This window comes from Cohnella sp. GCM10027633, assembly GCF_042675445.1.
Classification (GTDB): Bacteria; Bacillota; Bacilli; order Paenibacillales; family Paenibacillaceae; genus Cohnella.
In genome coordinates this window covers 113,687-138,886 of the sequence record NZ_JBHTGV010000014.1, presented here as the reverse complement: position 1 = coordinate 138,886, position 25,200 = coordinate 113,687, and the positions used below count along the sequence as shown (strand labels likewise).

At 54.7% G+C, this 25,200-nt stretch carries 25 protein-coding genes and 1 tRNA gene; 17 read left to right on the top strand and 9 right to left on the bottom strand.

The annotated features are described in order from the left end of the window. Positions 1-295: 295 nt before the first annotated feature. The gene (locus ACFQZG_RS23590) at positions 296-1,372 is read right to left on the bottom strand and encodes an HD-GYP domain-containing protein (protein ID WP_378157037.1); all 1,077 of its coding nucleotides are present in this window, start codon (positions 1,370-1,372) and stop codon (positions 296-298) included. A gap of 42 nt (positions 1,373-1,414) precedes the next feature. After that, positions 1,415-3,889: a DNA gyrase subunit A gene (gene gyrA / locus ACFQZG_RS23585; RefSeq protein WP_378157035.1), complete on the bottom strand. Its 2,475-nt coding sequence runs from the start codon at positions 3,887-3,889 to the stop codon at positions 1,415-1,417. A 140-nt stretch (positions 3,890-4,029) separates the two neighbouring features. On the opposite strand from gyrA, the gene ACFQZG_RS23580 reads away from it, so the two are divergent. After that, positions 4,030-4,827 (top strand): YheC/YheD family protein, encoded by a 798-nt coding sequence (locus tag ACFQZG_RS23580; RefSeq protein ID WP_378157033.1) that lies wholly within the window; start codon positions 4,030-4,032, stop codon positions 4,825-4,827. 58 nt (positions 4,828-4,885) lie between these two features. Here ACFQZG_RS23580 and gyrB read toward each other — a convergent pair whose 3' ends face one another. The 6 genes from gyrB to dnaA form a co-directional block, all read right to left on the bottom strand. Continuing rightward, positions 4,886-6,802, bottom strand: a complete 1,917-nt coding sequence (gene gyrB / locus ACFQZG_RS23575) for a DNA topoisomerase (ATP-hydrolyzing) subunit B (RefSeq protein ID WP_378157031.1) — start codon at positions 6,800-6,802, stop codon at positions 4,886-4,888. 54 nt (positions 6,803-6,856) lie between these two features. Then, positions 6,857-7,111, bottom strand: a complete 255-nt coding sequence (gene remB / locus ACFQZG_RS23570) for an extracellular matrix regulator RemB (protein WP_378157029.1) — start codon at positions 7,109-7,111, stop codon at positions 6,857-6,859. Between the two features lie 17 nt (positions 7,112-7,128). Then, positions 7,129-8,247, bottom strand: a complete 1,119-nt coding sequence (recF, locus tag ACFQZG_RS23565) for a DNA replication/repair protein RecF (RefSeq protein WP_378157027.1) — start codon at positions 8,245-8,247, stop codon at positions 7,129-7,131. A 16-nt stretch (positions 8,248-8,263) separates the two neighbouring features. After that, on the bottom strand, positions 8,264-8,479 hold the full coding sequence (yaaA, locus tag ACFQZG_RS23560) for a S4 domain-containing protein YaaA (RefSeq protein WP_378157025.1): 216 nt from the start codon (positions 8,477-8,479) through the stop codon (positions 8,264-8,266). Between the two features lie 15 nt (positions 8,480-8,494). After that, positions 8,495-9,634 (bottom strand): DNA polymerase III subunit beta, encoded by a 1,140-nt coding sequence (dnaN, locus tag ACFQZG_RS23555; RefSeq protein ID WP_378157023.1) that lies wholly within the window; start codon positions 9,632-9,634, stop codon positions 8,495-8,497. Between the two features lie 147 nt (positions 9,635-9,781). Then, a complete protein-coding gene (dnaA, locus tag ACFQZG_RS23550) occupies positions 9,782-11,134 on the bottom strand; it encodes a chromosomal replication initiator protein DnaA (RefSeq protein ID WP_378157021.1) in 1,353 nt (450 codons plus the stop codon). Between the two features lie 474 nt (positions 11,135-11,608). Here dnaA and rpmH point away from each other — a divergent pair, with 474 nt between their 5' ends. The 12 genes from rpmH (at position 11,609) to ACFQZG_RS23490 (ending at position 22,836) form a co-directional block, all read left to right on the top strand. After that, positions 11,609-11,743: a 50S ribosomal protein L34 gene (gene rpmH, locus ACFQZG_RS23545; RefSeq protein ID WP_378111479.1), complete on the top strand. Its 135-nt coding sequence runs from the start codon at positions 11,609-11,611 to the stop codon at positions 11,741-11,743. 82 nt (positions 11,744-11,825) lie between these two features. Continuing rightward, the gene (rnpA, locus tag ACFQZG_RS23540; RefSeq protein WP_378157019.1) at positions 11,826-12,257 is read left to right on the top strand and encodes a ribonuclease P protein component; all 432 of its coding nucleotides are present in this window, start codon (positions 11,826-11,828) and stop codon (positions 12,255-12,257) included. Between the two features lie 206 nt (positions 12,258-12,463). After that, positions 12,464-13,285, top strand: coding sequence for a YidC/Oxa1 family membrane protein insertase (locus tag ACFQZG_RS23535; protein WP_378157048.1), 822 nt, complete (start codon positions 12,464-12,466; stop codon positions 13,283-13,285). Beyond that, the gene (gene jag / locus ACFQZG_RS23530; RefSeq protein ID WP_378157017.1) at positions 13,282-13,899 is read left to right on the top strand and encodes an RNA-binding cell elongation regulator Jag/EloR; all 618 of its coding nucleotides are present in this window, start codon (positions 13,282-13,284) and stop codon (positions 13,897-13,899) included. The genes ACFQZG_RS23535 and jag overlap by 4 nt, the downstream gene beginning before the upstream one ends. A 105-nt stretch (positions 13,900-14,004) precedes the next feature. Then, the gene (gene mnmE, locus ACFQZG_RS23525; protein WP_378157015.1) at positions 14,005-15,381 is read left to right on the top strand and encodes a tRNA uridine-5-carboxymethylaminomethyl(34) synthesis GTPase MnmE; all 1,377 of its coding nucleotides are present in this window, start codon (positions 14,005-14,007) and stop codon (positions 15,379-15,381) included. A 38-nt stretch (positions 15,382-15,419) separates the two neighbouring features. Further along, complete coding sequence (mnmG, locus tag ACFQZG_RS23520) at positions 15,420-17,315, top strand: tRNA uridine-5-carboxymethylaminomethyl(34) synthesis enzyme MnmG (protein WP_378157013.1); 1,896 nt, start codon at positions 15,420-15,422, stop codon at positions 17,313-17,315. 2 nt (positions 17,316-17,317) lie between these two features. Beyond that, the gene (rsmG, locus tag ACFQZG_RS23515; RefSeq protein WP_378157047.1) at positions 17,318-18,073 is read left to right on the top strand and encodes a 16S rRNA (guanine(527)-N(7))-methyltransferase RsmG; all 756 of its coding nucleotides are present in this window, start codon (positions 17,318-17,320) and stop codon (positions 18,071-18,073) included. A 453-nt stretch (positions 18,074-18,526) separates the two neighbouring features. After that, positions 18,527-19,348: a nucleoid occlusion protein gene (gene noc, locus ACFQZG_RS23510; RefSeq protein WP_378157011.1), complete on the top strand. Its 822-nt coding sequence runs from the start codon at positions 18,527-18,529 to the stop codon at positions 19,346-19,348. 57 nt (positions 19,349-19,405) lie between these two features. Beyond that, on the top strand, positions 19,406-20,179 hold the full coding sequence (locus ACFQZG_RS23505; RefSeq protein WP_378157009.1) for a ParA family protein: 774 nt from the start codon (positions 19,406-19,408) through the stop codon (positions 20,177-20,179). Next, complete coding sequence (locus ACFQZG_RS23500) at positions 20,160-21,011, top strand: ParB/RepB/Spo0J family partition protein (RefSeq protein ID WP_378157007.1); 852 nt, start codon at positions 20,160-20,162, stop codon at positions 21,009-21,011. Before ACFQZG_RS23505 ends, ACFQZG_RS23500 begins: the two co-directional genes overlap by 20 nt. A gap of 118 nt (positions 21,012-21,129) precedes the next feature. Beyond that, on the top strand, positions 21,130-22,299 hold the full coding sequence (locus ACFQZG_RS23495; RefSeq protein ID WP_378157005.1) for an aminotransferase class V-fold PLP-dependent enzyme: 1,170 nt from the start codon (positions 21,130-21,132) through the stop codon (positions 22,297-22,299). Between the two features lie 45 nt (positions 22,300-22,344). After that, the gene (locus ACFQZG_RS23490) at positions 22,345-22,836 is read left to right on the top strand and encodes a DUF4446 family protein (RefSeq protein WP_378157003.1); all 492 of its coding nucleotides are present in this window, start codon (positions 22,345-22,347) and stop codon (positions 22,834-22,836) included. Here the strand turns inward: ACFQZG_RS23490 and yyaC are convergent. Beyond that, positions 22,811-23,428, bottom strand: a complete 618-nt coding sequence (gene yyaC / locus ACFQZG_RS23485) for a spore protease YyaC (protein ID WP_378157001.1) — start codon at positions 23,426-23,428, stop codon at positions 22,811-22,813. The genes ACFQZG_RS23490 and yyaC overlap by 26 nt on opposite strands. Positions 23,429-23,546: 118 nt before the next feature. Here yyaC and ACFQZG_RS23480 point away from each other — a divergent pair, with 118 nt between their 5' ends. The 4 genes from ACFQZG_RS23480 to ACFQZG_RS23465 all read left to right on the top strand — a co-directional run bounded on the left by ACFQZG_RS23480 (position 23,547) and on the right by ACFQZG_RS23465 (position 25,127). Beyond that, positions 23,547-23,780: a putative Se/S carrier protein gene (locus ACFQZG_RS23480; RefSeq protein WP_378156999.1), complete on the top strand. Its 234-nt coding sequence runs from the start codon at positions 23,547-23,549 to the stop codon at positions 23,778-23,780. A gap of 19 nt (positions 23,781-23,799) precedes the next feature. Beyond that, on the top strand, positions 23,800-24,717 hold the full coding sequence (locus ACFQZG_RS23475; protein WP_378156997.1) for a mechanosensitive ion channel family protein: 918 nt from the start codon (positions 23,800-23,802) through the stop codon (positions 24,715-24,717). 2 nt (positions 24,718-24,719) lie between these two features. Continuing rightward, a complete protein-coding gene (locus ACFQZG_RS23470; RefSeq protein ID WP_378156995.1) occupies positions 24,720-24,962 on the top strand; it encodes a DUF951 domain-containing protein in 243 nt (80 codons plus the stop codon). Positions 24,963-25,036: 74 nt separating this feature from the next. Further along, positions 25,037-25,127 (top strand) — tRNA-Ser (locus tag ACFQZG_RS23465). Positions 25,128-25,200: the final 73 nt, after the last annotated feature.

Sequence of the window (25,200 nt, the reverse complement as noted above, 5' to 3'; positions counted from 1 at the left end):
TCTCCATAAAAGTGAAACTTTTATCGAAGAGCCATGAAGGCTCAATCTGTATTGCTGGTTTGTTCACCGAAGTGAACGATTTATTACCGTAAATTACGCTCGATGTTCAGTTTTCAAAGAACAAGCTGTGTTGCTTTTTCGCGTCCACCGTGTTAGCGGCGACTCAAATAATATATCACGATGGGCGAATGATTGCAAGCTTTATTCTTGAAAAAGTTTACCCTCTACTTAAGCGAATGAAAAAGACCGGAGAACGGGCGTTTAAGCCGCTCTCCGGTCCCTATGAAACTCGCGCTTAGTTCGTCGCGAATACTTCGCAAATGAACAGCTGTCGCTGCTGGGCCAAGTTAATGATATGCCCGTTGATCGATACCATCGGCCGCGTCGGATTGCCCCGGTCGGTGAATACGATCTCGGCGATGCGCCCGTCGTTAAGACGAATCATGACGCCGTTATGGAATTGCGTCGTCCGCTCGATGAACGTCTGCACGTACATCGGCTCCAGCTTGCCGAACGAGCCCGAGTAGAGTTCTTCCAACACCAGATACGGGGACTCCGCCTTGCGATACGTCCGGTTGGAAGTCATCGCATGGTACATGTCGGCGATCATGACGATCTTGGCGTACGGATGAATCTTCTCGCCTTTGACCTTCATTGGGTAGCCGCTGCCGTCGATCCGCTCATGGTGCTGCAGCGCGGATAGCCATACGCCCGAGTTAAGTCCGGTTACGTTCTCGAGCAGCCGGAAGCCATAGATCGTATGCTGTCTCATCTCTTGAACTTCTTCGTTCGTAAGACGAGTCGGCTTGCGAAGCAACGCTTCGTCGACCCTGACGTTGCCGAGGTCGTGAAGCAGTCCCGCTAACGCGATCTGAAGCAGATCCTTCTCGGGGAACTTGTTCCACTTCGCCAACTGGTAGGACGTCAACGCGCACAGAACGCTATTGCGAACCATGACGTCCGGAACCCCCTCGAAGGGCGGAAGCAGGAAGGTCAGCACGTTGTATTCGTCCTTGTGATCCAACAATGCGCTAAGCCGATTCCGAATATCGAGCACCGGAATTTTCTGTCCGCCGGATACCATCGACATCGTGCGCTTAAGCAGCTTCTCCATCTCCAGAAATTGCTGCTGCAGCGAAGAGAGCTTCACCTCTTGCGTCCCGGCGATTTCTTCCGCATCCATCTCGGATTCAAGCTCTTCCATTCCCGCTCTCTGTACGTCCACGCTCGGGATCAGGAACGCCTGAAGAATTTCCAGGTCGCGTTCCGACAGCGCTCGTCCTTGTTCCATTAACACGCTGCCGAGCGCAGTCTGAACGTCGGTTGCGAGCCGACTGCCCGGCTGCGCTTGCATGATTGGTACTACCGGCATACTGCATCCCCTCCCATGGGGCTCGGCACGGCCGAATCAGACTTAGCTTTCCGTCTGTTCGCCTTCGCCTTCCGATTCATCCGATTCGTTATCTTCGCTGCGAGGCGCTCTGGCTACCGTGGCAACGGAATCCTCGTCGCGAATGTTAATGAGCTTAACCCCTTGCGTAATGCGCCCCATCGAATTAATACCCGACATGCTCATGCGGATCAGCGTGCCGGAAGTCGTCATGATCATCAAGTCTTCTTCGTTCTCGACGACTTTAAGGCCGACGATCGCGCCGTTCTTGTCCGTTACGTTCAACGTCTTGATGCCTTTGCCGCCGCGCGTCTGGGAACGGTATTCCGTCATCGGCGTACGCTTGCCGTAGCCTTTGGCCGTTACGATCAGTACGTCTTGGTCCGCGTTAACGACGTCCATATCGATGACTTTGTCGTCGTCATCGAGTTGAATGCCCTTAACGCCGGTCGCGGAACGACCCATCGCCCGAACGTCTTCTTCGGAGAACCGAATCGACATCCCTTGACTCGTGCCCATAATGATCTCTTGAGCGCCGTCCGTCAGCTTCACGCCGATCAGATCGTCGTCCTCGCGAAGGGAAATCGCGATCAATCCGACTTTGCGGATGTTCGAGTAATCGTCGAGCGGCGTCTTCTTCACGACGCCGTTACGGGTCGCGAAGAACAGGAATTTATTCGGCTCGAACGCTTCGACCGGGATAACCGCGTTGATCGTCTCGCCTTGTTCGATCTGAATAAGATTGATGATCGGCGTACCGCGCGCGGTACGGCTCAGATCCGGAATCTCGTACGCCTTAAGCCGGAACACGCGTCCCTTGTTCGTGAAGAACAACAGGTAGTGGTGCGTATTGGAGATGAACAGGTTCTCGACGAAATCGTCGTCCTTCGTCCCCATCCCCATGATGCCGCGTCCTCCGCGCTTCTGGCTGCGGTACGTCGACACCGGAAGGCGCTTGATGTAGCCCGTATGCGTCATCGTAATGACGACGTCGTCGCGAGGGATCAAGTCTTCGTCCAGAATCTCGTCGTCGCTGATCGTAATCTCAGTACGGCGATCGTCGCCGAAGCGTTGCTTGATCTCTTCGAGCTCCGTATGGATGATGTCGCGCACGAGCAACTCATCCGCCAGGATCGCCTTGTACTCGGCGATCTTCACCATCAGTTCGTTGTACTCGTCTTCGATCTTCTGGCGTTCCAAGCCGGTCAAGCGTTGCAGCCTCATATCGAGAATCGCCTGCGCTTGTTCCAGGGACAAGCCGAAGCGCGTCATCAAGCCTTCGCGGGCTTCGTCCGTCGTACGGGATCCGCGAATGAGCGCGATGACTTCGTCGAGATGGTCGAGCGCGATGCGCAAGCCTTCGAGAATATGCGCGCGTGCTTCGGCCTTCTTCAGGTCGAACTCCGTCCTGCGGCGAATGACCTCTACTTGATGCTGAATATAGTAATGCAGCATATCGCGAAGGTTCAGCACTTTCGGCTCGTTATTGACGAGAGCGAGCATGTTGATCCCGAACGTGGACTGCATCTGCGTCTGCTTGTACAAGTTATTCAAGACGACCGTAGGCGTAACGTCGCGGCGCAGCTCGATCACGATCCGCATGCCGTTGCGGTCCGATTCGTCGCGCAAGTCGGTAATGCCGTCTATCTTCTTCTCGCGCACGAGTTCTGCGATCTTCTCAACCAGACGTGCCTTGATCACTTGGTATGGCAGTTCTTGCACGATAATGCGCGCCTTGCCGTTCACTTCCTCGATCTCGGCCTTCGCGCGCATCGTGACGGAACCCCGTCCCGTCGCATACGCTTGACGAATGCCTACCGTACCGAGAATATAGCCGGCCGTCGGGAAGTCCGGACCCTTGATGTATTCCATCAAGTCGTACGAATTAAGTTCCGGGTTACGCAGAAGCGCTTGCGCGCCGTTGATGACTTCGTGAAGGTTGTGAGGCGGGATATTCGTAGCCATCCCGACCGCGATCCCCGTGTTGCCGTTAACCAGCAAGTTCGGGTAACGCGCCGGCAATACGACGGGCTCTTGTTCTTCGCCATCGTAGTTCGGCCGGTAATCGATCGTCTCCTTGTTGATGTCGCGCAGCATCTCCATCGCGATCTTGGACAATCTGGCTTCCGTATACCGCATGGCAGCCGCCATATCGCCGTCGATGGAACCGAAATTGCCGTGACCGTCGACGAGCATGTAACGAAGCGAGAAGTCTTGCGCCATGCGCACCATTGCCTCGTAGATCGAAGAATCGCCGTGCGGATGGTACTTACCGATGACTTCGCCGACGATTCTCGCCGATTTCTTATAGGGCTTGTCCGGTGCCATGCCAAGCTCGGACATCGCGTATAGAATTCGTCTATGAACCGGCTTGAGACCGTCCCGAACGTCCGGCAAGGCACGGCTGACGATAATGCTCATCGCGTAATCCATGAACGATTCCCGCATCTCGACCCCGATATCGCGATCGATAACGTGAGAGCGTTGTTCTTCCGACATGAAGATAGATCCTCCTTAGTTCATTCGACTAATACCGTCAAGCATGCGTTATAGATGCACACCGCTAAGCGTGTTTCGTCATAGATTATGAATAATTCCATTATACCATAATGCCGAAGGGAAAGGTTGGATGCACAAACATGTCGATCCAGCGCGTCCACAGTAAACAAGCGAAGACGGACGCCCTTCTTGCCGATAACGAGCTGCGAGCTTTCGTCCCGGATACGCGTCGTTTCAACGAGCGGACCGTTCGCGAGATGCTGCTGCAATACGGCATGATCTACGTGAAGCCGGTCAAGGGCACTTACGGCAACGGCGTCATTCGCATCGAGCGCTTGGATGGGGAACCGGAACCGTACGCATTCCAATCCGGCGAGCGGAAGTATCGGTTCGATACGTTCGAGCGCATGTACCGCAAGCTGCTGACCGTGAAGAGAAGCCGGGCTTACCTGGCCCAGCAGGGTATTCGCTTATTGACCTACAAGCAACGCCGATTCGATCTGAGAGTCATGGTCCAGCATAACCCGGCCGGCAATTGGGAGACGACCGGCATGATCGGGCGTTTGTCCCATCCTCGCAAAATCGTAACGAACTACCATAGCGGCGGCACTCCTCTGCCGGTCGAGCGGCTGCTGGCGCCGACGCTTCCCCCGGAAGAAGTAGAGAATCTGCAGGACGGTCTTCGGGATCATGGCGTTACGATCGCCAAGGCGTTATCCCGCAAGTTCCCCCGAATCAAGGAGATAGGCGTCGATATCGCGCTCGACGAACAATTGAAACCGTGGATTCTGGAAGTAAACACGCTGCCGGACGTCTTCTTGTTCCGCAAGCTGCCCAACCGCTCCGTTTTCCGCAGAATGTATGCCTACGCCGTCGCGTATGGCCGTTACTCCGCGAGAAAACGCAAATCGGCGGATAGGCATAAACGCAGGGCTTAATCGCAAGGGGTATCTCCTCCAAGAGATACCCCTTTCTTCGTTCCCGATATATAAGACGTTAGACGTCCAGATTCTTAACGTACTTCGCATATTGGTGGATGAACTCTCGCCGAGGCTCTACTTGATCGCCCATCAGCGTATCGAACATCATGTCCGCCTTGATCGCATCCTCGATCCTCACTTGGAGCATCGTACGGCTAGCCGGATCCATCGTCGTTTCCCACAGCTGGGACGCGTTCATCTCTCCCAAGCCTTTGTAACGTTGAATGTTCAGCTTCGCGCCTTCGCCGAACTCCGCGATCACTTCGTCGCGCTGTCTTTCGTTCATGGCGTAACGCACGACTTTGTTGCGTTCGATCTTGAAGAGCGGCGGCTGCGCGATGTACACGTAGCCATTCTCGATCAACTGACGCATGTAGCGATAGAAGAACGTCAGCAGCAACGTGCGGATGTGCGCGCCGTCGACGTCGGCATCGGTCATGATGACGATCTTGTGATAACGCGCTTTCGTAATGTCGAAGTCGTCGCTGATCCCGGTACCGAGCGCCGTAATGATCGCGCGAATTTCCAGGTTGGACAAGATCTTATCCAGACGCGCCTTCTCGACGTTCAGAATCTTGCCGCGAAGCGGCAGGATCGCCTGGAAGTGACGGTCGCGGCCTTGCTTAGCGGACCCGCCCGCGGAGTCTCCTTCGACGATGTATATTTCGGAGATCGACGCGTCTTTCGAAGAGCAGTCGGCGAGCTTGCCCGGAAGCGAGCTGACTTCGAGCGCGCTCTTGCGACGAGTCAGCTCGCGCGCCTTGCGCGCAGCTTCGCGAGCGCGGGCGGCTTGAAGAGACTTCTCCATCACTTTACGGGCTACCGTCGGATTCTCGTCGAGGAATTGCAGCAGCTTCTCGCTGAAGAGCGATTCGACGATGCCTCTCACTTCGCTGTTGCCGAGCTTCGTCTTCGTCTGTCCTTCGAACTGCGGCTCGGGAATTTTCACGGAAATGATCGCCGTTAACCCTTCGCGCACGTCGTCCCCCGACAGATTCGATTCGCTCTCCTTCACGAAGCCCATCTTGCGCGCGTAATCGTTAATGATCCGCGTCAACGCGCTCTTGAAGCCGGACTCGTGCGTGCCGCCTTCGTGCGTATTGATGTTGTTCGCGAAGGAATACAGGTTCTCCGAGTAGCTGTCGTTGTACTGCATCGCGATCTCGCAAACGATATGATCCCTCGCGCCTTCCACGTAGATCGGCGTCTCGTGCAGCGCCTCGCGGTTGCGGTTCAAGTGCTGGACGAACTCGATGATGCCGCCGTCGTATTTGAACGCGTCGCTCATGCCGGTTCTTTCGTCCGTCAAGTTGATCTCGATGCCTTTATTCAGGAACGCCAGCTCGCGAATGCGACCTGCGAGCGTGTCGTAATCGTATACGGTCGTCTCGGTGAATATCTCCGGATCCGGCTTGAAATGGGTTTGCGTGCCGGTCTCCTCCGTATCGCCGATCACCTTCACATCGTACTGAGGCGTTCCGCGGCGATATTCTTGCTGATGGATATGACCGTCCCGTTTGACCGTTACGACGACGAGCTCCGACAACGCGTTCACGACGGATACGCCTACGCCGTGCAAACCGCCGGATACTTTATAACCTTCGCCGCCGAATTTACCGCCCGCGTGCAGAACGGTCAGCACGACTTCGAGCGTCGACTTCTGAAGCTTCGTATTCAATCCGACGGGGATACCCCGTCCGTTATCGATGACGGTAATGCTGTTATCCTCGTGAACGATGACGTCGATGCGCGTACAGAAACCGGCGAGCGCTTCGTCGATACTGTTGTCTACGACTTCCCATACGAGATGGTGCAGGCCTTTGCCGCTCGTAGATCCGATGTACATCCCCGGACGTTTGCGTACCGCCTCCAAGCCTTCCAAGACTTGAATCTGACTCTCGTCATACGTATTGTTCTGCGAATTCACGGACAAACCTTCCACCGCCTTCTTTACGTTGCCGATGCTATTCGATGCTTGCGTTGCTGCCTATGATTTCAGATCGTCCAAGTGGTGCGCTCTCTTCTTGAGCGTGGACGTCGATATCGGAGAATAATACACTTTGCCCTGCGTGACGACGATCGACTTCGGATCTTCCTCCCCGATCGTCTCGACTTCCTTGTTCTTCTGGGCTTGAGCGACGAATTGCCGCGACAGCTTGGAGGATTGCTCGATGGAAATATCGAAGATCGCGACGACTTGCGACGTGCGAACGATCTTCTCACCGCCTAAATGGATATACATGCGAATACCTCCACGACTTAACGCAACAATTGTCCGTTTCTCACGTGAAAAACGGATGCATCCTTCAGCTTGCTCATATTGACGCTCTCGAGTCCGGTCGTCGTAATAAACGTCTGTACCCGGCTCTGGAACGTCTCGATCAACTGCGTCTGGCGCGTCTGATCCAATTCGGAAAGCACGTCGTCAAGCAACAAGAGCGGATACTCGCCCAACTCCTCGTGCATGAGCTCGAGCTCCGCTAGCTTTAACGATAGAGCGGCGGTGCGTTGCTGCCCTTGGGATCCGAACGATTGCACGTCCTTGCCGTTGATGGCGAACGCGAGATCGTCCCGATGAGGGCCCGTTAGCGTCGTTCCCCGCCTGAAATCCTGTTCCTTGCCTTGTGATAACTTTAACATAAACTGTTGGAATAAAGAAGGATCAACTTGGTTATCGATACCAGCCGGGTCTCCGAAAGAAGGCTTGTATTCGACCGTTAGATGCTCCAATCCGCCCGTTATGCCGGCATGGATTTTCTCCGCCCACTTTTGCAGATTTACGATAAAGTTTTTCCTTTTTTGCATCATTTTAACACCGTACGTAGCGAGTTGTTCGTTCCACACGTCCAGCATCTCCGGAGAAGCGGTCCGGCTGTCGTTCATCTTGAGGTAATTGTTGCGCTGCTGCAGGATTTTCTGGTATTGCTGCATGTCGTACAAATAACCGGGATGCACCTGCCCGATCTCCATGTCCATGAATCGGCGGCGCACTCCCGGTGCTCCTTTGACGATATCCAGATCCTCCGGCGCGAACAAGACGACGTTCAGCGCGCCGACGAAACCGCTTAGCTTACGCTGCTCCAGTCCGTTAATCTTCGCTTTCTTCCCCTGAGCGGAAATTTGAAGCTCAAGCCGAAATTCCCCGAGACGCTTCTCCGCCTCCGCCCGAATAACGGCCGCTTGTTGATTCCAGCCGATCAATTCCTTGTCCTTGGACGTCCGATGGGACTTCGTGAGCGACAAGACGTGAATCGCTTCGATCAGGTTCGTCTTTCCCTGCGCGTTCGGCCCGATGAAGATGTTGACGCCGGCTTCCGTGGCCAGCTTGAGCGAATCGTAATTCCGGTAGCCTTGAAGCTCCAAGCTCTTTAACTGCATGAGGTTCCCCTTCCGGTTACCGGGTGCTTACGGTGAACGTGCCGCAGCCTTCTACTTCGACCTGGTCGCCGACGACGAGCTTCCGTCCTCTGCGATTGTCCGGCTCTCCGTTCACGTGCACGCGCTTCTCTTGCAGGAAGAACTTCGCTTCGCCGCCGGTGCTGATGCAATCGGCCAGCTTCAAGAACTGGCCTAGCGTGATGTATTCGGTGGAAATACCGATCTTCTTCATATTCCGTATCCCTCCTTAGTTCGTCGTTCGGTAAGGAAGAATGAGATAAAGGCTGTTCTCGTGATCGCGTGGCTTAATGATAATCGGGCTCATCGCGCCGGTGAAGCCGATGAACAGCTCCTCGGAGTCGAGCACCTTCAGCACGTCGATCATATATTTGGAATTGAACGCGATCCGAAGGGGATCTCCGCGCAGTTCGGTTACCGACAATTGCTCCGTTACTTTTCCCAGCTCCGAGGAGCTTGAAGAGATCTCGATGCCGCCGAAGTCCGTCGTGGACAGCCGAACGATATTCGTCTTCTCCTCGCGGGACAGCAAATAAGCGCGGTCGATCGCTTCGCTCAATTGCTTCGTTTTAAGAATCAGTTCTGTTTTGAACGACTGCGGAATAATCTTGGATGTATCGGGATACGTCCCGTCGAGCATGCGCGAGTAGAACAGAACGTTGCCGAGCTTGAACAACACTTGATTGTCCGCGACGACGATGTCCACGTTCACGTTCTGGTCGGGCACGATCTTGGCCAGTTCGTTAAGCGTCTTGCCCGAGATCACGATATTAGAGAATCGGACGTCTTGCGCCGTTACGGTAGCTGTTCGGCTTGCCAAGCGATGGCGGTCCGTCGCGACGAATTTGTACAGGCCGTCTTGAAGGTGCCATAACACGCCCGTCAGAATCGGAGTCGACTCGTTCGTCGTAACCGCGAATACCGTCTGTCTGATCATATCGCGGAGCAGATCGCCGGGAATCGACACGACCTGGTCCTCCTGGATCGTCGGTAGGATAGGGAACTCCTCCGGATCTAGGCCCACGAGCTGAATTTCAGTCGCTCCGGAGCGGATTAAGGTCTGGAACCGTTCGCCGACTTCGATATGGACTTCTTCGTTCGGCAGCTTCTTCACGATCTCGACGAAAAATTTAGCCGGAAGCACGACGCTGCCGGATTTCTCGACGGTAACGATCGTTTTCTCCGGCGTTTCGAGCGGTATGAAGCTTTGAATCGAAATATCGGTATCGCTCGCGGTCAATGTAACTCCGTTATAACCGGCATCCACTTTAATGCCGCTCAGGATCGGAATCGTCGTCCGCGAAGCTACAGCTTTGGAGACGTGTTGAATCGCTTCGTTCAACTCGCCGCGCAATATCGTCAGTTTCATGGAATCACCTCGTATATTCGTCTTATTGTAGCATGTTTAATTATTAAAGTCGTAGTAGGGGCCCTGAATATGTGGATAACCGCGAATAAGCTCGAAAATAACGCCTATCCACATGTGTACAGTCTGTGCATAGGCGCTTCGCTATTTTTAGGTTAAATTTTTGATCTTTTCCGTCAAACTGTTGATAATTTTGTAGAGATCCTGGTCGACTTTCAATTGCTGCGAGATCTTCTCGTGCGCGTGAATGACGGTCGTATGGTCCCGCCCCCCGAACGCTTCCCCGATCTTCGGCAACGAGTAGTCCGTTAGCTCCCTGGATAAGTACATCGCGATTTGCCGAGGGAATGCGACCGCTTTCGTTCGTTTGCGCGCCTTGAAATCCTCGAGCTTAAGCCCGTAATACTCCCCGACCCGCTGCTGGATGTCCTGCATCGTGATAAGCCTGTTGCGTCCGGTCGGCAATATATCCTTGAGCGCTTCCGCGGCCAGATGCGACGAAATGTCCTGATTCGTCAGCGAGGAATAGGCAACAATACGGATAAGAGCGCCTTCGAGCTCGCGAATGTTGGTGTCGATCATATTGGCGATATACATCATCGCTTCGTTCGGAATGTCGAGATTCTCCGCTTTCGCCTTCTTGCGAAGAATGGCGATCCGCGTCTCTAGGTCCGGAGGCTGAATATCGGTGATGAGGCCCCATTCGAACCGGGAACGCAGCCGTTCCTCGAGCGTCGGAATTTCCTTCGGCGGCCGGTCGGAGGAGATGACGATCTGCTTGTGCTCTTCGTGCAAAGCGTTGAACGTATGGAAGAACTCTTCCTGCGTGCCTTCTTTGCCGGCGAGGAACTGGATATCGTCGATGAGCAGCACGTCGATGTTCCGATACTTGTTGCGGAAGCTCTCCCCGCGGTTGTCGCGAATCGCGTTGATGAATTCGTTCGTGAATTTCTCGGACGAGAGGTACAGTACCTTCATATGAGGATTATGTTCCAATATATAATGTCCGATCGCATGCATTAAGTGGGTTTTGCCGAGTCCGACTCCTCCATAGAGGAAGAAAGGGTTATAGGCTTTGGCCGGCGCTTCGGCGACGGCCAGCGACGCGGCATGCGCGAATCGGTTGCCCGAGCCGATGACGAACGTGTCGAACGTATACTTGGGATTCAGCATGTACATGTTCGTTTCTTCGGTTTGCGGCTGGCGTACGGCCGGTACCATCGGAGACGGAATGGCCGGTTCCACGGTTCGGACTTCTTCGATCGCGAATTTGACGTCGACGGGTCTGCCGATATATTCGGACAGAGTGGAAGAAACCAGCTTCGTATATCGATTCTCGAGCCATTCCACGGCGAAAGTCGTCGGCGCGGTAATGATCACCGCGTTATCCCCAATGAAATTGGCTTTCGTTGATTTGAACCACGTGTCGAAGCTCGGTTTGCTCAGCTTCGTTTGGATGACCGACAAGACCTGTTGCCAGATCTCGTTGTTGCGGTTGTCCACGAAAATTTCACTCCTTTAACCCATTCCGAGGACAAGTGAAGAGCGTGGAAAAGTCGAATGAGCGACGCAAATATCGGTTATCCACAGAAATCACTGAATTCTTTGATAGGATGTCCAGATAAAAAGGGGTTTGTTCACAATGTTATGCACAGGCTGTTTATAAATCGAGGTCGAAAGGAAGAAATCCACTGGGAAAGACATGTCTAATCATAGCAGACAAACCCTCTAAATTCAACGGAATTCCCCCTGTTATCCACAAATTCAAGCACTTGTGGACGATTTCTGTGCACAGTACTACATATTGTGAATAAGATGTGCTTTGCTTCGACAGCATTCAACTATTTTCGAAATCGGGTCTTCGTTTTATTCACATGTGCATAAGTGAAAAGCTGGAATGAGACAATTCATTTGACTTTTGGGCCGGTTCGTGGTTTAATATAAAAACCTGAGTTTGCAAGTAAGGGGGTTGAAATCATGGGTCCGACATTTAAGCCGAATGTAAGCAAGCGGAAAAAGGTTCACGGTTTCCGTAGCCGTATGAGCTCCAAGAACGGTCGTAAAGTTCTGAAAGCTCGTCGCACGAAAGGTCGCAAAGTACTGACGGCATAATCGCAAAGACCACTCGCGTGGTCTTTTTTTCTTTCCTATTAAGTAAGCAATGTTTGATTACCGGGTAATGGAGCGGTGAAAGATGCATCGTAAGCTGCGCCTCCGCAAGAGAGAGGACTTCAATGTCGTCTACCGGTACGGCCGTTCGTTCGCGAACTCGCAATTCGTCGTCTATTGGCGCAAGCGCGGAGTCGACAAGGCGACCGGGACTTTCCGCATGGGCGTCTCGGCTAGCAGCAAGCTGGGCGGAGCCGTCGTGCGGAATAGGCTGCGTCGAATGGTGAAGGAGATCGTACGATTGAACGCGGGCAAGCTGCTCGTCGACATGGATCTGATCTTGATCGTGCGCAAGCCGGCGCTGTCTCTTCCTTATAAAGAGATGGAGGGAAGCATTCTGCACGTGCTTCGCAAGGCGGGTCTGCTGATCGGCTCGACGCCGGCGATCAATCAACAAAGAGGCGGACCGCCGAACAAGCGTCCGGGGGCGCCGCGCAAGGACAAGAAGGGCAAATAGAGGGTGCGGATTCGGGTTCCATGCCGGCGGCGGGGAGGACGAGCCTGCGCTTTCTTTTGCCTTTCTTCTTATGGTATAGTGGACATGTAGCATCCTGCATTTAACAGGACGTGCGGATTTCAACTCATACGGCATGCTGGTTGAGAAGAGGGGAGTTTTTAAGCTTGTTGCGAAATCGCAAATGGTGGATCATCGGCGGAGCGATAATGCTGATGACGTTGTTGTCGGGATGTACGCCCGCGACGACCGCAATACGTACGGAAGACATGACGGAGAAGGGGTGGTGGACGAGTAACGTCGTCTATTACTTCTCGAAGATGCTCGACACGTTCGCCGATTGGTTCGGCGGCTCTTACGGTCTAGCGATTCTGCTGCTTACGATTATCGTGAGGACGGTCATTCTTCCGCTCATGATTAAGCAATATAAGAACACGAAGGCGATGCAGGCGCTGCAGCCGGAGATGAAGAAGATCCGCGAGAAGCACAAGGAAGATCCGCGGAAGCAACAAGAAGAGATGATGAAGCTGTATCAGACGCACCAAGTGAACCCGCTTGCGGGATGCTTGCCGCTGATCGTGCAGATGCCGATCTTCATCGCGCTTTACACGTCGATCAACACGAATGCTTACATTAAAGGATTGATCGAGAACGGCGTTCAAGTTATTCCGGAGAGCACGTTCCTGTGGCTCAAGCTTGGCGAAGCCGATCATACGTACATCTTGCCGATTCTCGCCGCGGCGACGACGTTCATCCAATCGAAGATGATGTCTTCCCAGCAGACGATCGCCGGCCCGATGAAGGGGATTATCTACATCTTCCCGGTGCTGATCTTCGTCATGGCGATCAACTTCCCGTCGGCGCTTCCGCTGTACTGGATTTACAGCAACATTTACACGATCGTACAGAACTACTTCATGTACCGCAAAAGCCCGAAGACCGATCCGGTCATCGACGTTACGCCTACGAAGAAGTCCAATAACAATAACAATTCTCCGAAACCAAGAGGCAAAGGAGCCCGTGCCAAATGAAAAAACTGCTGGCATCAGGTAAATCGGTAGAAGAGGCAATACAGAGCGGTCTCGCCAAGTTGGGCGTATCGATAGACCGGGTGAACGTAGCGGTATTGGAGCAGCCCAGCAAAGGACTGTTCGGGCTCATCGGAGCCAGAGATGCGAAAGTGGAGCTTACATTGCAACCGGACGGCATCGAAGAAGCGATCTCGTTCCTTCGCGAAGTATCGGCGGCAATGGAACTAACCGTAACGGTCGACAGAGTAGACGAGAGCGAAGCCGTGAAGATCAACCTCACGGGCTCCGATCTCGGCATTCTGATCGGCCGGCGCGGACAGACTTTGGATTCTCTGCAATACTTGGCGAACATCGTGGCTAACCGCCACTCTAACCGCCATCTTCGTATCGTGCTTGATGCCGAGCAGTTCCGGGAACGCCGCCGGCAGACGCTGGAGGCGCTCTCGGATCGTATGGCCACGCGAGTCGTTCGTTCGCGGAAGGAAATTATGCTCGAGCCGATGACTTCCCAAGAACGGAAGATCATCCACGCTTGGCTGCAGGCGAATCCGGAAGTCCGGACGTACAGCCAGGGAGACGAACCGAATCGGCGGATCGTGATCGCGCCGAAGTAACTGAACGGACACGCACGCATCGCAATGGCTTCCGCAATACGGGAGGTCATTGCGTTTTTGTCGATTTAGAGGGGTTCATCACAAGGCAACGAATGAGGGATCAACATGGTGGAGGATACGATCGCCGCGATCGCGACCGCGCTCGGGGAAGGCAGTATCGCGGTCGTTCGGGTAAGCGGGCCGGAAGCGGTGGAGACGGTCGCGAAGGTGTTCAAGTCGAAGACGGATTTACGAGATGCGCAGACGCATACGGTACAGTACGGATGGATCGTCGATCCGCGCAGCGAGGTCATGCTTGACGAAGTGCTCGTAACGGTCATGAAGGGACCGCGCTCCTTCACGGCGGAAGACGTCGTGGAGGTGAGCACGCACGGCGGCATCGTGGCGGTGAAGTCGGTGCTTGAGCTCATTCTGCGAAGCGGCGCGCGAATGGCGGAGCCGGGGGAGTTCACGAAGCGCGCGTTCTTGAACGGGCGAATCGATCTGGCGCAAGCGGAGGCGGTCATCGACTTGATTCGGTCGAAGTCCGACCGCGCTTTCCAGGTGGCTCAGAAGCAAGCCGGCGGGGCGCTGTCGAAGTTGATCGTGCCGATGCGACAGGAGCTTATCGAGTTGCTCGCCCACGTCGAGGTGAATATCGACTATCCGGAGCACGACGTCGAGGAAGTGACGGCGAATGTCATTCGAGATACGTGCGGCAAGTTGCTGACGCAAGTCGACGGACTGTTAAAAAGATCGGATGAAGGCAAAATATTGAGAGAAGGCATCGTGACGGTTATCGTCGGCCGGCCGAACGCGGGCAAGTCGTCGCTTCTGAACGCGTTAGCCCGCGATAATAAAGCGATCGTCACCGATATTCCCGGAACGACGCGAGATATCGTCGAAGAATCGGTGTCGCTCGCGGGCATTCCGCTGCGGCTCCTCGATACGGCGGGCATTCGCGAGACGAGCGACGTGGTCGAGCGTATCGGCGTCGAACGATCGCGCGGGGCGCTAGAGGAAGCGGACTTGATTCTGCTCGTGCTGAATCATCATGAGCCGCTGCATGAGGATGAGCGTAAACTGTTGAAGCAATTGAAGGATCGGCCGACGATCGTCGTCGTGAACAAAATCGATCTAGCCGGCGAATTGGAGCTTGCGGAAGTCGAGGCAGATTATCCGCACGAGCGGATCGTCAGCTTATCCGCGAAGGAAGGCAACGGTATCGAGGCTCTTGAAGCAGCGGTGTCCGGTCTGTTCTTCAGCGGACAAGTCGAAGCTGGGGATCTAACGTACGTTAGCAATGCGAGGCACATCGCTTTGCTGCATCAGACGAAGCAGTCGTTGGAAGATGCGATCGCCGCGACGTACGAGGGGGTTCCGGTCGATCTGATCCAGATCGATCTCGCGTCGTCATGGGAAACGCTCGGCGGTATTCTCGGCGATGCCGCGGGCGACTCGTTGCTTGACCAAATTTTCTCCCAGTTCTGTCTGGGCAAATAAAATACTATTATATCGGAGATGCAAGGAGGGGTATCGAAATGGGATATCGTGCAGGGGATTACGACGTTATCGTCATTGGAGCCGGGCATGCCGGTTGCGAAGCCGCGCTAGCGGCAGCCAGAATGGGCTGCGAAACGCTGCTGCTGACCATTAACTTGGATATGGTTGCGTTCATGCCTTGCAATCCGTCGGTCGGCGGACCGGCGAAAGGACACGTCGTGCGGGAGATCGATGCGCTCGGCGGCGAGATGGGACGCAATATCGACAAGACGTTCATCCAGATGAGGATGTTGAATACGGGCAAAGGCCCTGCCGTCCACGCGCTGCGCGCGCAAGCGGATAAATTCCTGTATCAGCAAACGATGAAGGAAACGATCGAGAAGACGGAGCGATTAACGCTTCGTCAGGGAATGGTCGACGATCTGATCGTCGAAGACGGCGTATGCAAAGGCGTCATTACGAAGACCGGCGCGGAATACGGGGCGAAGTCCGTCGTCATTACGACAGGCACGTATTTGCGCGGCAAAGTCATTCTCGGCGAATTGATGTACGAGAGCGGACCTAACAATCAACAACCCGCTGTGAAGCTGTCGGAGTCGCTGAAGCGCAACGGCTTCCAACTGGCTCGATTTAAGACGGGGACGCCGCCTCGCGTGCATGAAGATACGATCGACTTCAGCAAGACGGAAATTCAGCCGGGAGACTCGAAGCCGAAGTACTTCTCGTACGAGACGGAGTACGCGGCGCACTCGGAGACGCAGCTGCCGTGCTGGTTGACGTACACGTCCGAAGAAACGCATAAGATCATTAACGATAATCTTCACCGCGCGCCTATGTTCACCGGAGTCATCGAAGGAACGGGTCCTCGCTATTGTCCGTCGATCGAGGATAAGATCGTGCGTTTCGCCGACAAGCCGAAGCACCAGATCTTCCTCGAGCCGGAAGGGCGCAACACGAAGGAATATTACGTTCAGGGGCTATCGACGAGCATGCCTGAAGACGTGCAATTGAACATTCTCCGTTCGATTCCGGGTCTCGAGAAAGTAGAGATGATGCGGACGGGTTATGCGATCGAGTACGATGCGGTCGTACCTACGCAGCTATGGCCTTCGCTGGAGACGAAGCTCGTTGGCGGTCTGTTCACCGCAGGCCAGATCAACGGCACTTCGGGCTACGAAGAAGCGGCAGGGCAGGGCGTTATGGCCGGCATTAACGCGGCTCGCAAAGCGCAGGGCGCAGATCCTGTCATCATCGACCGATCCCAAGGTTATATCGGCGTTATGATCGACGACCTCGTCACGAAGGGCACGAACGAGCCTTACCGCTTATTAACGTCGAGAGCGGAATACCGCTTGTTGCTCCGCCACGACAATGCGGACTTAAGGCTAACGCCGCTCGGCCATGAGATTGGATTGATCGGCGAGGAGCGCTACGCGAAATTCCTCGACAAGAAGTCGCGCGTGGAAGCGGAGGTCGTCCGTCTGAAGGAGACGAAGTTCCGTCCGGACGAAGCGGTACAAGCGATGCTCGAATCTTGCGGTTCGGCGCCGCTCGCGAATACGACCGACGGACTTACGCTGCTAAGACGTCCCGAAGTCAGCTACGGACATCTGGAAGCGTTGGCGCCTTCTCTGGTCGAATTGACGGAAGATATGAAGGAACAAGTCGAGATTCAAGTGAAATATACCGGATATATCGAGAAACAGCTGCTGCAGGTGGAACGGCTCGAAAAAATGGAGAAGAAGAAGATTCCTGACAATATCGACTACGACATCATTCACGGTTTGGCGATGGAAGCAAGGCAGAAGCTGTCGAAAGTTCGCCCGCTCTCGATCGGTCAAGCTTCGCGAATTTCCGGCGTCACGCCCGCGGACTTGTCGATTCTGCTCGTACACTTGGAGCACTACAACCGCGTGACGGCGGCGCAGGGGTGAACATGGATACGACGCAGCAATTGTTCGCCGAGCAGGCGGCTTCGCTCGGCATCGTCTTGTCGCAGGAGCAGATGGAGCAGTTCGAAGCCTATTACGCGTTGCTCGTCGAATGGAACGAGAAGATGAACCTAACGGGCATTACGGAACGCGCGGCCGTATACGAGAAGCACTTCTACGATTCCCTGACGTTGGCGAAAGCGTTGGACTTCAATGTGGTGAATTCTCTGGCGGACATCGGCTCCGGAGCCGGTTTCCCTTCGATTCCGCTGGCAATCGCGTTCCCGCATCTGAAAGTTACGATTGTAGACGCCTTGTCCAAGCGGATCAAGTTCCTCGAAGAAGTGGCTGCGCGGTTAGGGCTTCGTCAAGTGAACGCTCTGCATGGTCGCGCGGAAGATATCGCAAGATTGAGACCGCATCGCGATCAGTACGATGTCGTAACGGCAAGAGCGGTCGCTAGATTGGCCGTGCTGAACGAGTTCTGTCTTCCGTTCGTACGAGTAGGCGGGACGTTCGTCGCGATGAAGGGCTCGGATCTATCCGAAGAAATCGCTGAGAGCAAGTATAGCGCGGATAAACTAGGCGGCAAGTTCGTTCGAGTAGATAAGCTTCAACTCCCATCGGACGGAGCGGACCGACATCTTGTCCTCTTGACGAAGACCGGCCCGACGCCAGGTACGTACCCGCGCAAGGCGGGCACTCCTCTGAAGACGCCATTGGTTAAACCGGGTTCGCCTTCAGGAGCGTTAAAACTCTAGCGTGTTATCGTTCGCAAACATACGTATTCGCCATTGTTCCACGTGAAACATAAACCGTCTAATCGACGTGTTTCACGTGGAACATTTTTATGCTTTTATACCGTCGTTCAGTGTGGTATTGTTAAGTTATTCGGCGTACATACAGCATGGACAGGTTGTCCGGATGCCTTGAGCGTCAACGGTTCTCCGCAACTTCTTCGAGGTGACGGGAGAAGAGGGGCGCCCTATGAAAGTTTTTTCAATAGCAGGAAATTAGGCTGATTGGGTCGAATAGTATAAGGACTAGAATGATGTGCCGCATTCATGCGATTCGTGCGTGAACTGGCGGCGCTTTTTCGTCGCTATAAGCATAAACGGCTTAAGCCATCTTTGGTGGACGGAGTATAACGTTGGTGTCGCATAACGGACGGAAAGTAGTTTGCCTAATCTATTGAACGTGGTGATCAGAGAGAGATGAGAGAACCATTCTCGCGTTTGCTCGGTTTGTCCGACCGTACTAACCAAGAAGAAGTTAAACAGATTCCAGTGGCCGACATCGTCCCGAGCCCTTATCAACCTCGATCCGTATTCGATGATGAGCGTATTGACGAGCTCTGTCAGACGATTAAGACGCACGGGGTCATTCAGCCGATCGTCGTCCGCGTCCGGAATGGCAAATATGAATTGATCGCCGGCGAACGTCGTTGGCGCGCGGTCACGAAGCTCGGTCTGGAACATATCCCGGCGATCGTACGCGAAATTAACGATTCGCAGGCGGCTTCGATCGCCTTAATCGAGAACCTGCAACGCGAAGGGCTGACGTCATTAGAAGAAGCGATCGCGTATCAGAAACTGATCGATCTGCATCAATTGACGCAGGAAAGCTTGGCGCAACGGTTAGGGAAGAGTCAATCGACGATCGCGAACAAGATTCGGTTGTTGCAACTGGGTGATACGGTGAAGCAGGCGTTGTTGGAACGGAGCATTACGGAACGCCATGCGAGAGCCATGCTATCCTTGCCGAACGAAGAGCTGCAGAATAAGCTTCTCGCCGAGATTATCGAGAAGGAACTGAACGTGAAGCAGACGGAAGCGAGAGTCGCGTTCTATACGGCGGTAGCGAAGCCCGATAAGAAAAAGCGAATCTCGTTCAGCAAGGACGTTAGGCTCGCGGTGAATACGATTCGCCAGTCGGTCGATATGGTGAACGGTTCGGGCATTCCGATCAAGGCAAGCGAGAAGGACTGCGACGACCACTACGAGATTATTATTCAGATTCCGAAGCGTAAAGCGTAACGTCGGTGACGGAACGATGGATTCATATAAGGAAGTAACTATTAGAGGTGAACAAGATTGTCTAAAATCATTGCGGTTGCCAACCAGAAAGGCGGCGTCGGGAAGACGACGACGGCCGTGAATCTAGGCGCATGCCTGGCTTCTCTCGGCCGTAAAGTGTTGATCGTCGACATCGACCCGCAAGGCAACACGACGAGCGGAATCGGCATCAACAAAGCCGACGTCAACTATTGTATCTACGATGTGCTCATTAACGAGGTGCATCCGAAGCAGGCGATCTCCGACACGATTATTCCGAACCTGAAGATCCTTCCGGCTACGATTCAGCTGGCTGGCGCGGAGATTGAGCTCGTACCGACGATGTCTCGTGAAATCAGGCTCAAGAAGGCGCTTGGGCTTGTTCGGAGCGAGTTCGATTACGTGCTCATCGATTGCCCGCCGTCGCTCGGCATTCTGACGATTAACTCCCTTACCGCGGCGGATTCGGTGCTTATTCCGATTCAATGCGAGTACTATGCGCTTGAGGGTCTGAGCCAGCTGCTTAACTCGATCCGCCTCGTGCAGAAGCATCTGAACACTTCGCTGCAGATTGAAGGCGTATTGCTCACGATGTTCGATGCGAGAACGAATCTGGGCATCCAAGTTATCGAAGAGGTTAAGAAGTACTTCCAACAAAAAGTCTATCAGACCGTTATCCCGCGCAACGTGCGGCTTAGCGAAGCGCCGTCCCACGGCCAATCGATTATTACGTACGATCCGAAGTCCAAAGGTGCCGAGGTGTACCTCGAGCTGGCGAAGGAAGTGATTACGTATGAGCAAGCGGCTAGGTAAAGGGTTAGACGCGCTGATCACGTCGCTATCGATTAAGGAAGACGATAAAATCGTTGAAATCCCGTTGCCGCAGCTGCGTGCGAATCCGTATCAGCCTCGCAAGACGTTCGACGAAGATGCGATCAAGGATTTGGCAGAGTCGATTCGCGAGCATGGCGTCATTCAGCCGATCGTTGTTCGGCAGGCGCTGAGAGGTTACGAGATTATCGCGGGCGAGAGACGATTCCGCGCTTCCCAATTGCTAGGCAATCCGACGATCCCGGCGGTCGTCAGAACGTATAACGATCAGCAAGTGATGGAGATCGCGCTCATCGAGAACGTGCAGCGCGAGGATTTGAACGCGATCGAGGTCGCTGTGGCTTACCAGGCGATCATGAACCAATTCACGTTGACGCAAGAGGAGCTGTCCCTGAAGGTCGGGAAGTCTCGCTCCCACATCGCGAATTTCCTTCGGCTCCTGACGCTGCCGGAAGAAATCAAGAACGATGTTTCACGTGGAACACTGTCGATGGGTCACGCGCGCGCGCTCGTCGGCATTAAAGAAGATGCAAAACGCCGAGAACTGGCGAAGCTGGCGGTCGCGAACGAGTGGAGCGTACGCGAACTCGAAGAAGCGGTGCAAAACGTCGAAGCGCCAGCGAAGGGCAAACCGGCGAAGACGAAGGCGAAGAAGCGCGATCCGTATATCGAGCAGATCGAGGAAACGCTGCGCGAGCAATTCAAGACGACGGTGCGTATTAAACCGAATAAGGATAAAGGCAAGATCGAGCTAAGCTACTTCGGCAAGAGCGATCTGGAACGGTTGTTGGAGCTGCTGAAGGCAATGGCGTAATCGTGTCGCTGATAGCATACTTGAGTTGTATTCTTCCGGGGGAAGGATTACACTTAGGTATGCTATCTCTATGTTGTAACGCATAGAGGAAACGGATAACGTAGGACGGTGCAAGAGGATGGGCAATGAGAAGCCGCTAATCTACTTGGATAACGCAGCGACGAGTTGGCCGAAGCCGCCAGCCGTATGGGAAGCGATGGAGAAGTCGATGCGCGAGAGCGCGGCGAACCCGGGGCGCGGCAGCCATGCGATGGCCGTCAAGGCGAGCCGGACGCTGTTCGATGGACGTAAGCGACTGGCGAAGCTGCTGCGGATCGCGAACCCGAACGACATTGCATTCACGAACAATACGACGCATGCCCTCAATCTGGCAATCCAAGGGCTGTTGAAACCCGGCGATCATGTCGTCGCGACGACGCTCGAGCACAATTCCGTGCGGAGGCCGCTTGAGGCGCTGAAGCGGAAGCTCGGCATAACGGTCACGTACGTGCCGACGGACGAGAGAGGTAAGCTCGATCTGACGCAAGTAGCGGCGGCTATGAATGCGCGTACGAAGCTTGTCGCGGCGACGCATAGCTCGAACCTGCTCGGAAGCATTATGCCGGTGGCGGAGCTTGGGGAACTGGCGAAGCGCGGCGGCGCGAAGCTGCTCGTCGATGCGGCGCAGAGCGCGGGGGTGCTGCCGATCGATGTCGGCGGCATGGGGATCGACCTGCTTGCTTTTCCCGGTCATAAGGGGTTGTTAGGGCCGCAAGGAACGGGAGGGCTCTACATCCATCCCGACATCGACTTGGAGCCGCTCATGCACGGCGGGACGGGCAGCAAGTCCGAAGCGCCGGAACAACCGACGGTACGGCCGGATCGCTATGAGGCCGGAACTCCGAACACCGTCGGAATTGCCGGGTTAGCCGAAGGCGTCGGGTTCGTGTTGAAGGAGACGACCGAGCGGATCCATGAGCGGGAGCAGCAGCTTACGTTCATGCTGATGGAAGGTTTGCTGGCCATTCCGGGCGTGAAGGTTCTCGGACCGGAGCTAGGCGTCGAACGGACGGCGATCGTCTCGTTCTTGGTCGAGGGCGTCGATCCTTCGGAGATGGCGTTCCTGCTCGACGGGCAATTCGGTATTGCGGTAAGGGCGGGTTTTCATTGCACGCCGCTCGGACACGAGACGGCGGGTTCCTACGAGACGGGCGCGGTGCGCGCGAGTCCCGGATATTTTACGACAGAATCGGAAATCGTATCAATCATAGAAGCGGTCGGGCAAATCAAGCGGACATTGAACCGTTAATAGAGACATAACGATAGCGTTACATATTGGGGGAGACAGGAAACGATGGACGGTTGGAACGATCAGATCGCGGTTGGCGTTGCGGCGGCAGAAGGCTTGTTGCTGCTAATCGTGTTATTCGTCGTCATTCGCATGGGCCGCAAGATTAAGAAGTTAACGACGGCGCATCACAAGCTTATGGGGGAAACCGGCGTCAGCGGGTTGGAAGACGTCATGCACGCGATCCATTCTCGGTTATCCGAGGTCGATACGCAATTGAACGAACAGCAGTCGGCGCTCGAAAAGCACGAAGGACGCCTAGCCGCCTTGAAAGGGCGAATCGGCGTCCATCGGTTTAACGCTTTCTCTGATTCCGGAAGCGACCTTAGTTTCTCCGTTGCGCTCGTCAATGAGGCGCAGGACGGCGTCGTCATTACGGGCATTCACGGAAGGGAACAAACGTTCCTGTACGCGAAGCCGATCGACAAAGGTCAATCCGCGTATATGCTCACTCCGGAGGAGAAAACGGCCATCAGTCAGGCAATGCAAAAGGGATAGAAGCGTTGCGCGTATTATGTATGGCGGTTAATAGGCTCTGGGCGATGATCTCCGACATCTTCACGACGAGGTTAAGCCGCGTATTCTGCAGGACGAAGTACTCCATGAAGCCGCCGACGTTCACGATGCCGGTCATATGCATGTCGCCGACGGGAGGCAGTTCCTTGTTGACTCCCGCGCCGGGGCGTACGGGACCGGAACCGACTTGTATGCAACCTACGCTGGAGACTTGTCCGAGACAAGCGTCGACCGCGATGACGAACGGATGGCGCGAAGAGCGCAATATTTTCAGTAGAGTATCTCCCAAGTTCATCGCGTGCACGGGCTCCTCGAGGGTGCCGTAGAGGTCGAACAGGCTGCTGCTCTGTCTCGCGAGCGCGGTTCCGACGAGCGGACCGAGTGAATCGCCAGTGGATCGGTCGGTGCCAACGCACACGATAATGATGCGGCGATCGTGCGGCAATGCGCCGAGGTGCTGCTCGATCTTGTGGGATAATCGAGGCAATACCGTAGGTTCGTTAAAAGGGATTTTCAAAGAGAGCGCTGCCGTATCGGTCGCAGAGCTCGGACGTTTCTCCCATAAGCCGTTCATCCGTCCGCGTCGCCTCCTCCCAAATCATGTTACTAGTATATGGACGGGCGGGCGCTTTTATACTTCTTGTACGCGAACGCGCATAAATAACGAGGAGGAATTTCGGATTACGCCTCTATTGATAGCTTTCGATTCTACGCAACAGGCGCTGCGCGCCGAGATGCTGCTGGAATACGCGGATATCGAGATCGATATATGCCCGACGCCGAAGGAGATCACGGCCGGCTGCGCCTTGTCGATCGCGTTCCCTCCGCAAGCGCTGGCGCAAGTGAAGGATATTATCGTATCGGAGAACGTGGAGATCAGAGGACTGTTCGAGAAAACCGAGGACGGTTACGAGCAGCTTTCATAGGAAAAGGAGGAGCATGGGCATGACGGCTCTGTTCGCGGAATCAACCGTATCATCGACGACCAACCTATGGCAGCAATTCATCGACAGGGTAATGGACAAGCTCCAAGATACGCAGATGTGGACGAATGCGGCGCTGGTGCTGGGCCGAATCGTGCTGATTATACTCATTAGCAGGCTTGCGCTTATGCTCCTGAACCGATTCATCGACCATGTGACGAGCGAGCGCGAGACGAGCAGGCTCAAGCTTCGCACCAGGCGCGTGCAGACGCTTGGCCGATTGTTGAAGAACGCCGCAGGGTATATCATTAACTTTATCGTTATCCTGCTCGTGCTTGGCGAGTTCAATATTCAATTGGCGCCGTTGCTGGCGGGGGCGGGCGTTATCGGCCTGGCGATCGGCTTCGGGGCGCAAAGCCTCGTTAAAGACGTCATCACCGGCTTCTTCATTATATTAGAAGATCAATTCGCGGTCGGCGACGTGATCCAGACGGGCAACTTCAAAGGCACGGTCGAAATGATCGGGCTTCGGGCGACGCGGATTAAAAATTGGACCGGCGAGATCCATATTATTCCGAACGGTTCGATCGTCGAGGTAACGAATTTCTCGGTCAATAACGCGATAGCGGTCGTGGACGTGAACATTGCCTACGAGGAACAGGTCGGTCAAGCGATGGACAACGTTCGCGCCGTGCTCGGCAAGATGGAGGATCCGAATATCGTCGGTACGCCGGAGTTGCTCGGTATTCACGCCATGAATACGACGGGGATTACGCTGCGGGTTACGGTAGAATGCAGACCGAATACGCAGGCAATCGTCACGCGCAAGATCAACGCCGAGATTAAGCGGGTATTCGAGGACAACGGCATAGCCGCGCCGTATCCCCGCATGATGGCGATTCAGCGCGGAGAAGCGGTCGATCGGACGGGGGGCGCTTAAAGATGGAACGCAAAGTGTTCGAGCTCGGGGACGTCGTGCAGATGAAGAAGCAGCATCCTTGCGGAGCTAACGAGATGGAGATTATCCGCATGGGGATGGACATCCGCATCAAGTGCGTCAAGTGCAAGCACAGCATCCTGCTGCCGCGGGCGAAGTTCGAGAAGGGCTTTAGGAAGGTTCTCCGGTCGGCTTCGCCGGACAGCGAAGGAGGAGCGGGCAGAGAGACGGAGGAAGATCACGCTTAATAGAGCTATGTTCTTCCATTGTGTTCGGACCGCTTGCAAGCTCGGCTGATATGTGATAATATAATTCTTGCTGCGGAGAGGTACCCAAGTGGCCCAAGGGGGTTGACTCGAAATCATCTAGGCGTCGCAAGGCGTGCGTGGGTTCGAATCCCACCCTCTCCGCCATCCAAACAAAAAATGGAACGACCCCAACGGGGTCGTTTTTTTGTTGGATGGCGAAAGGTGGGATTCGAACGGG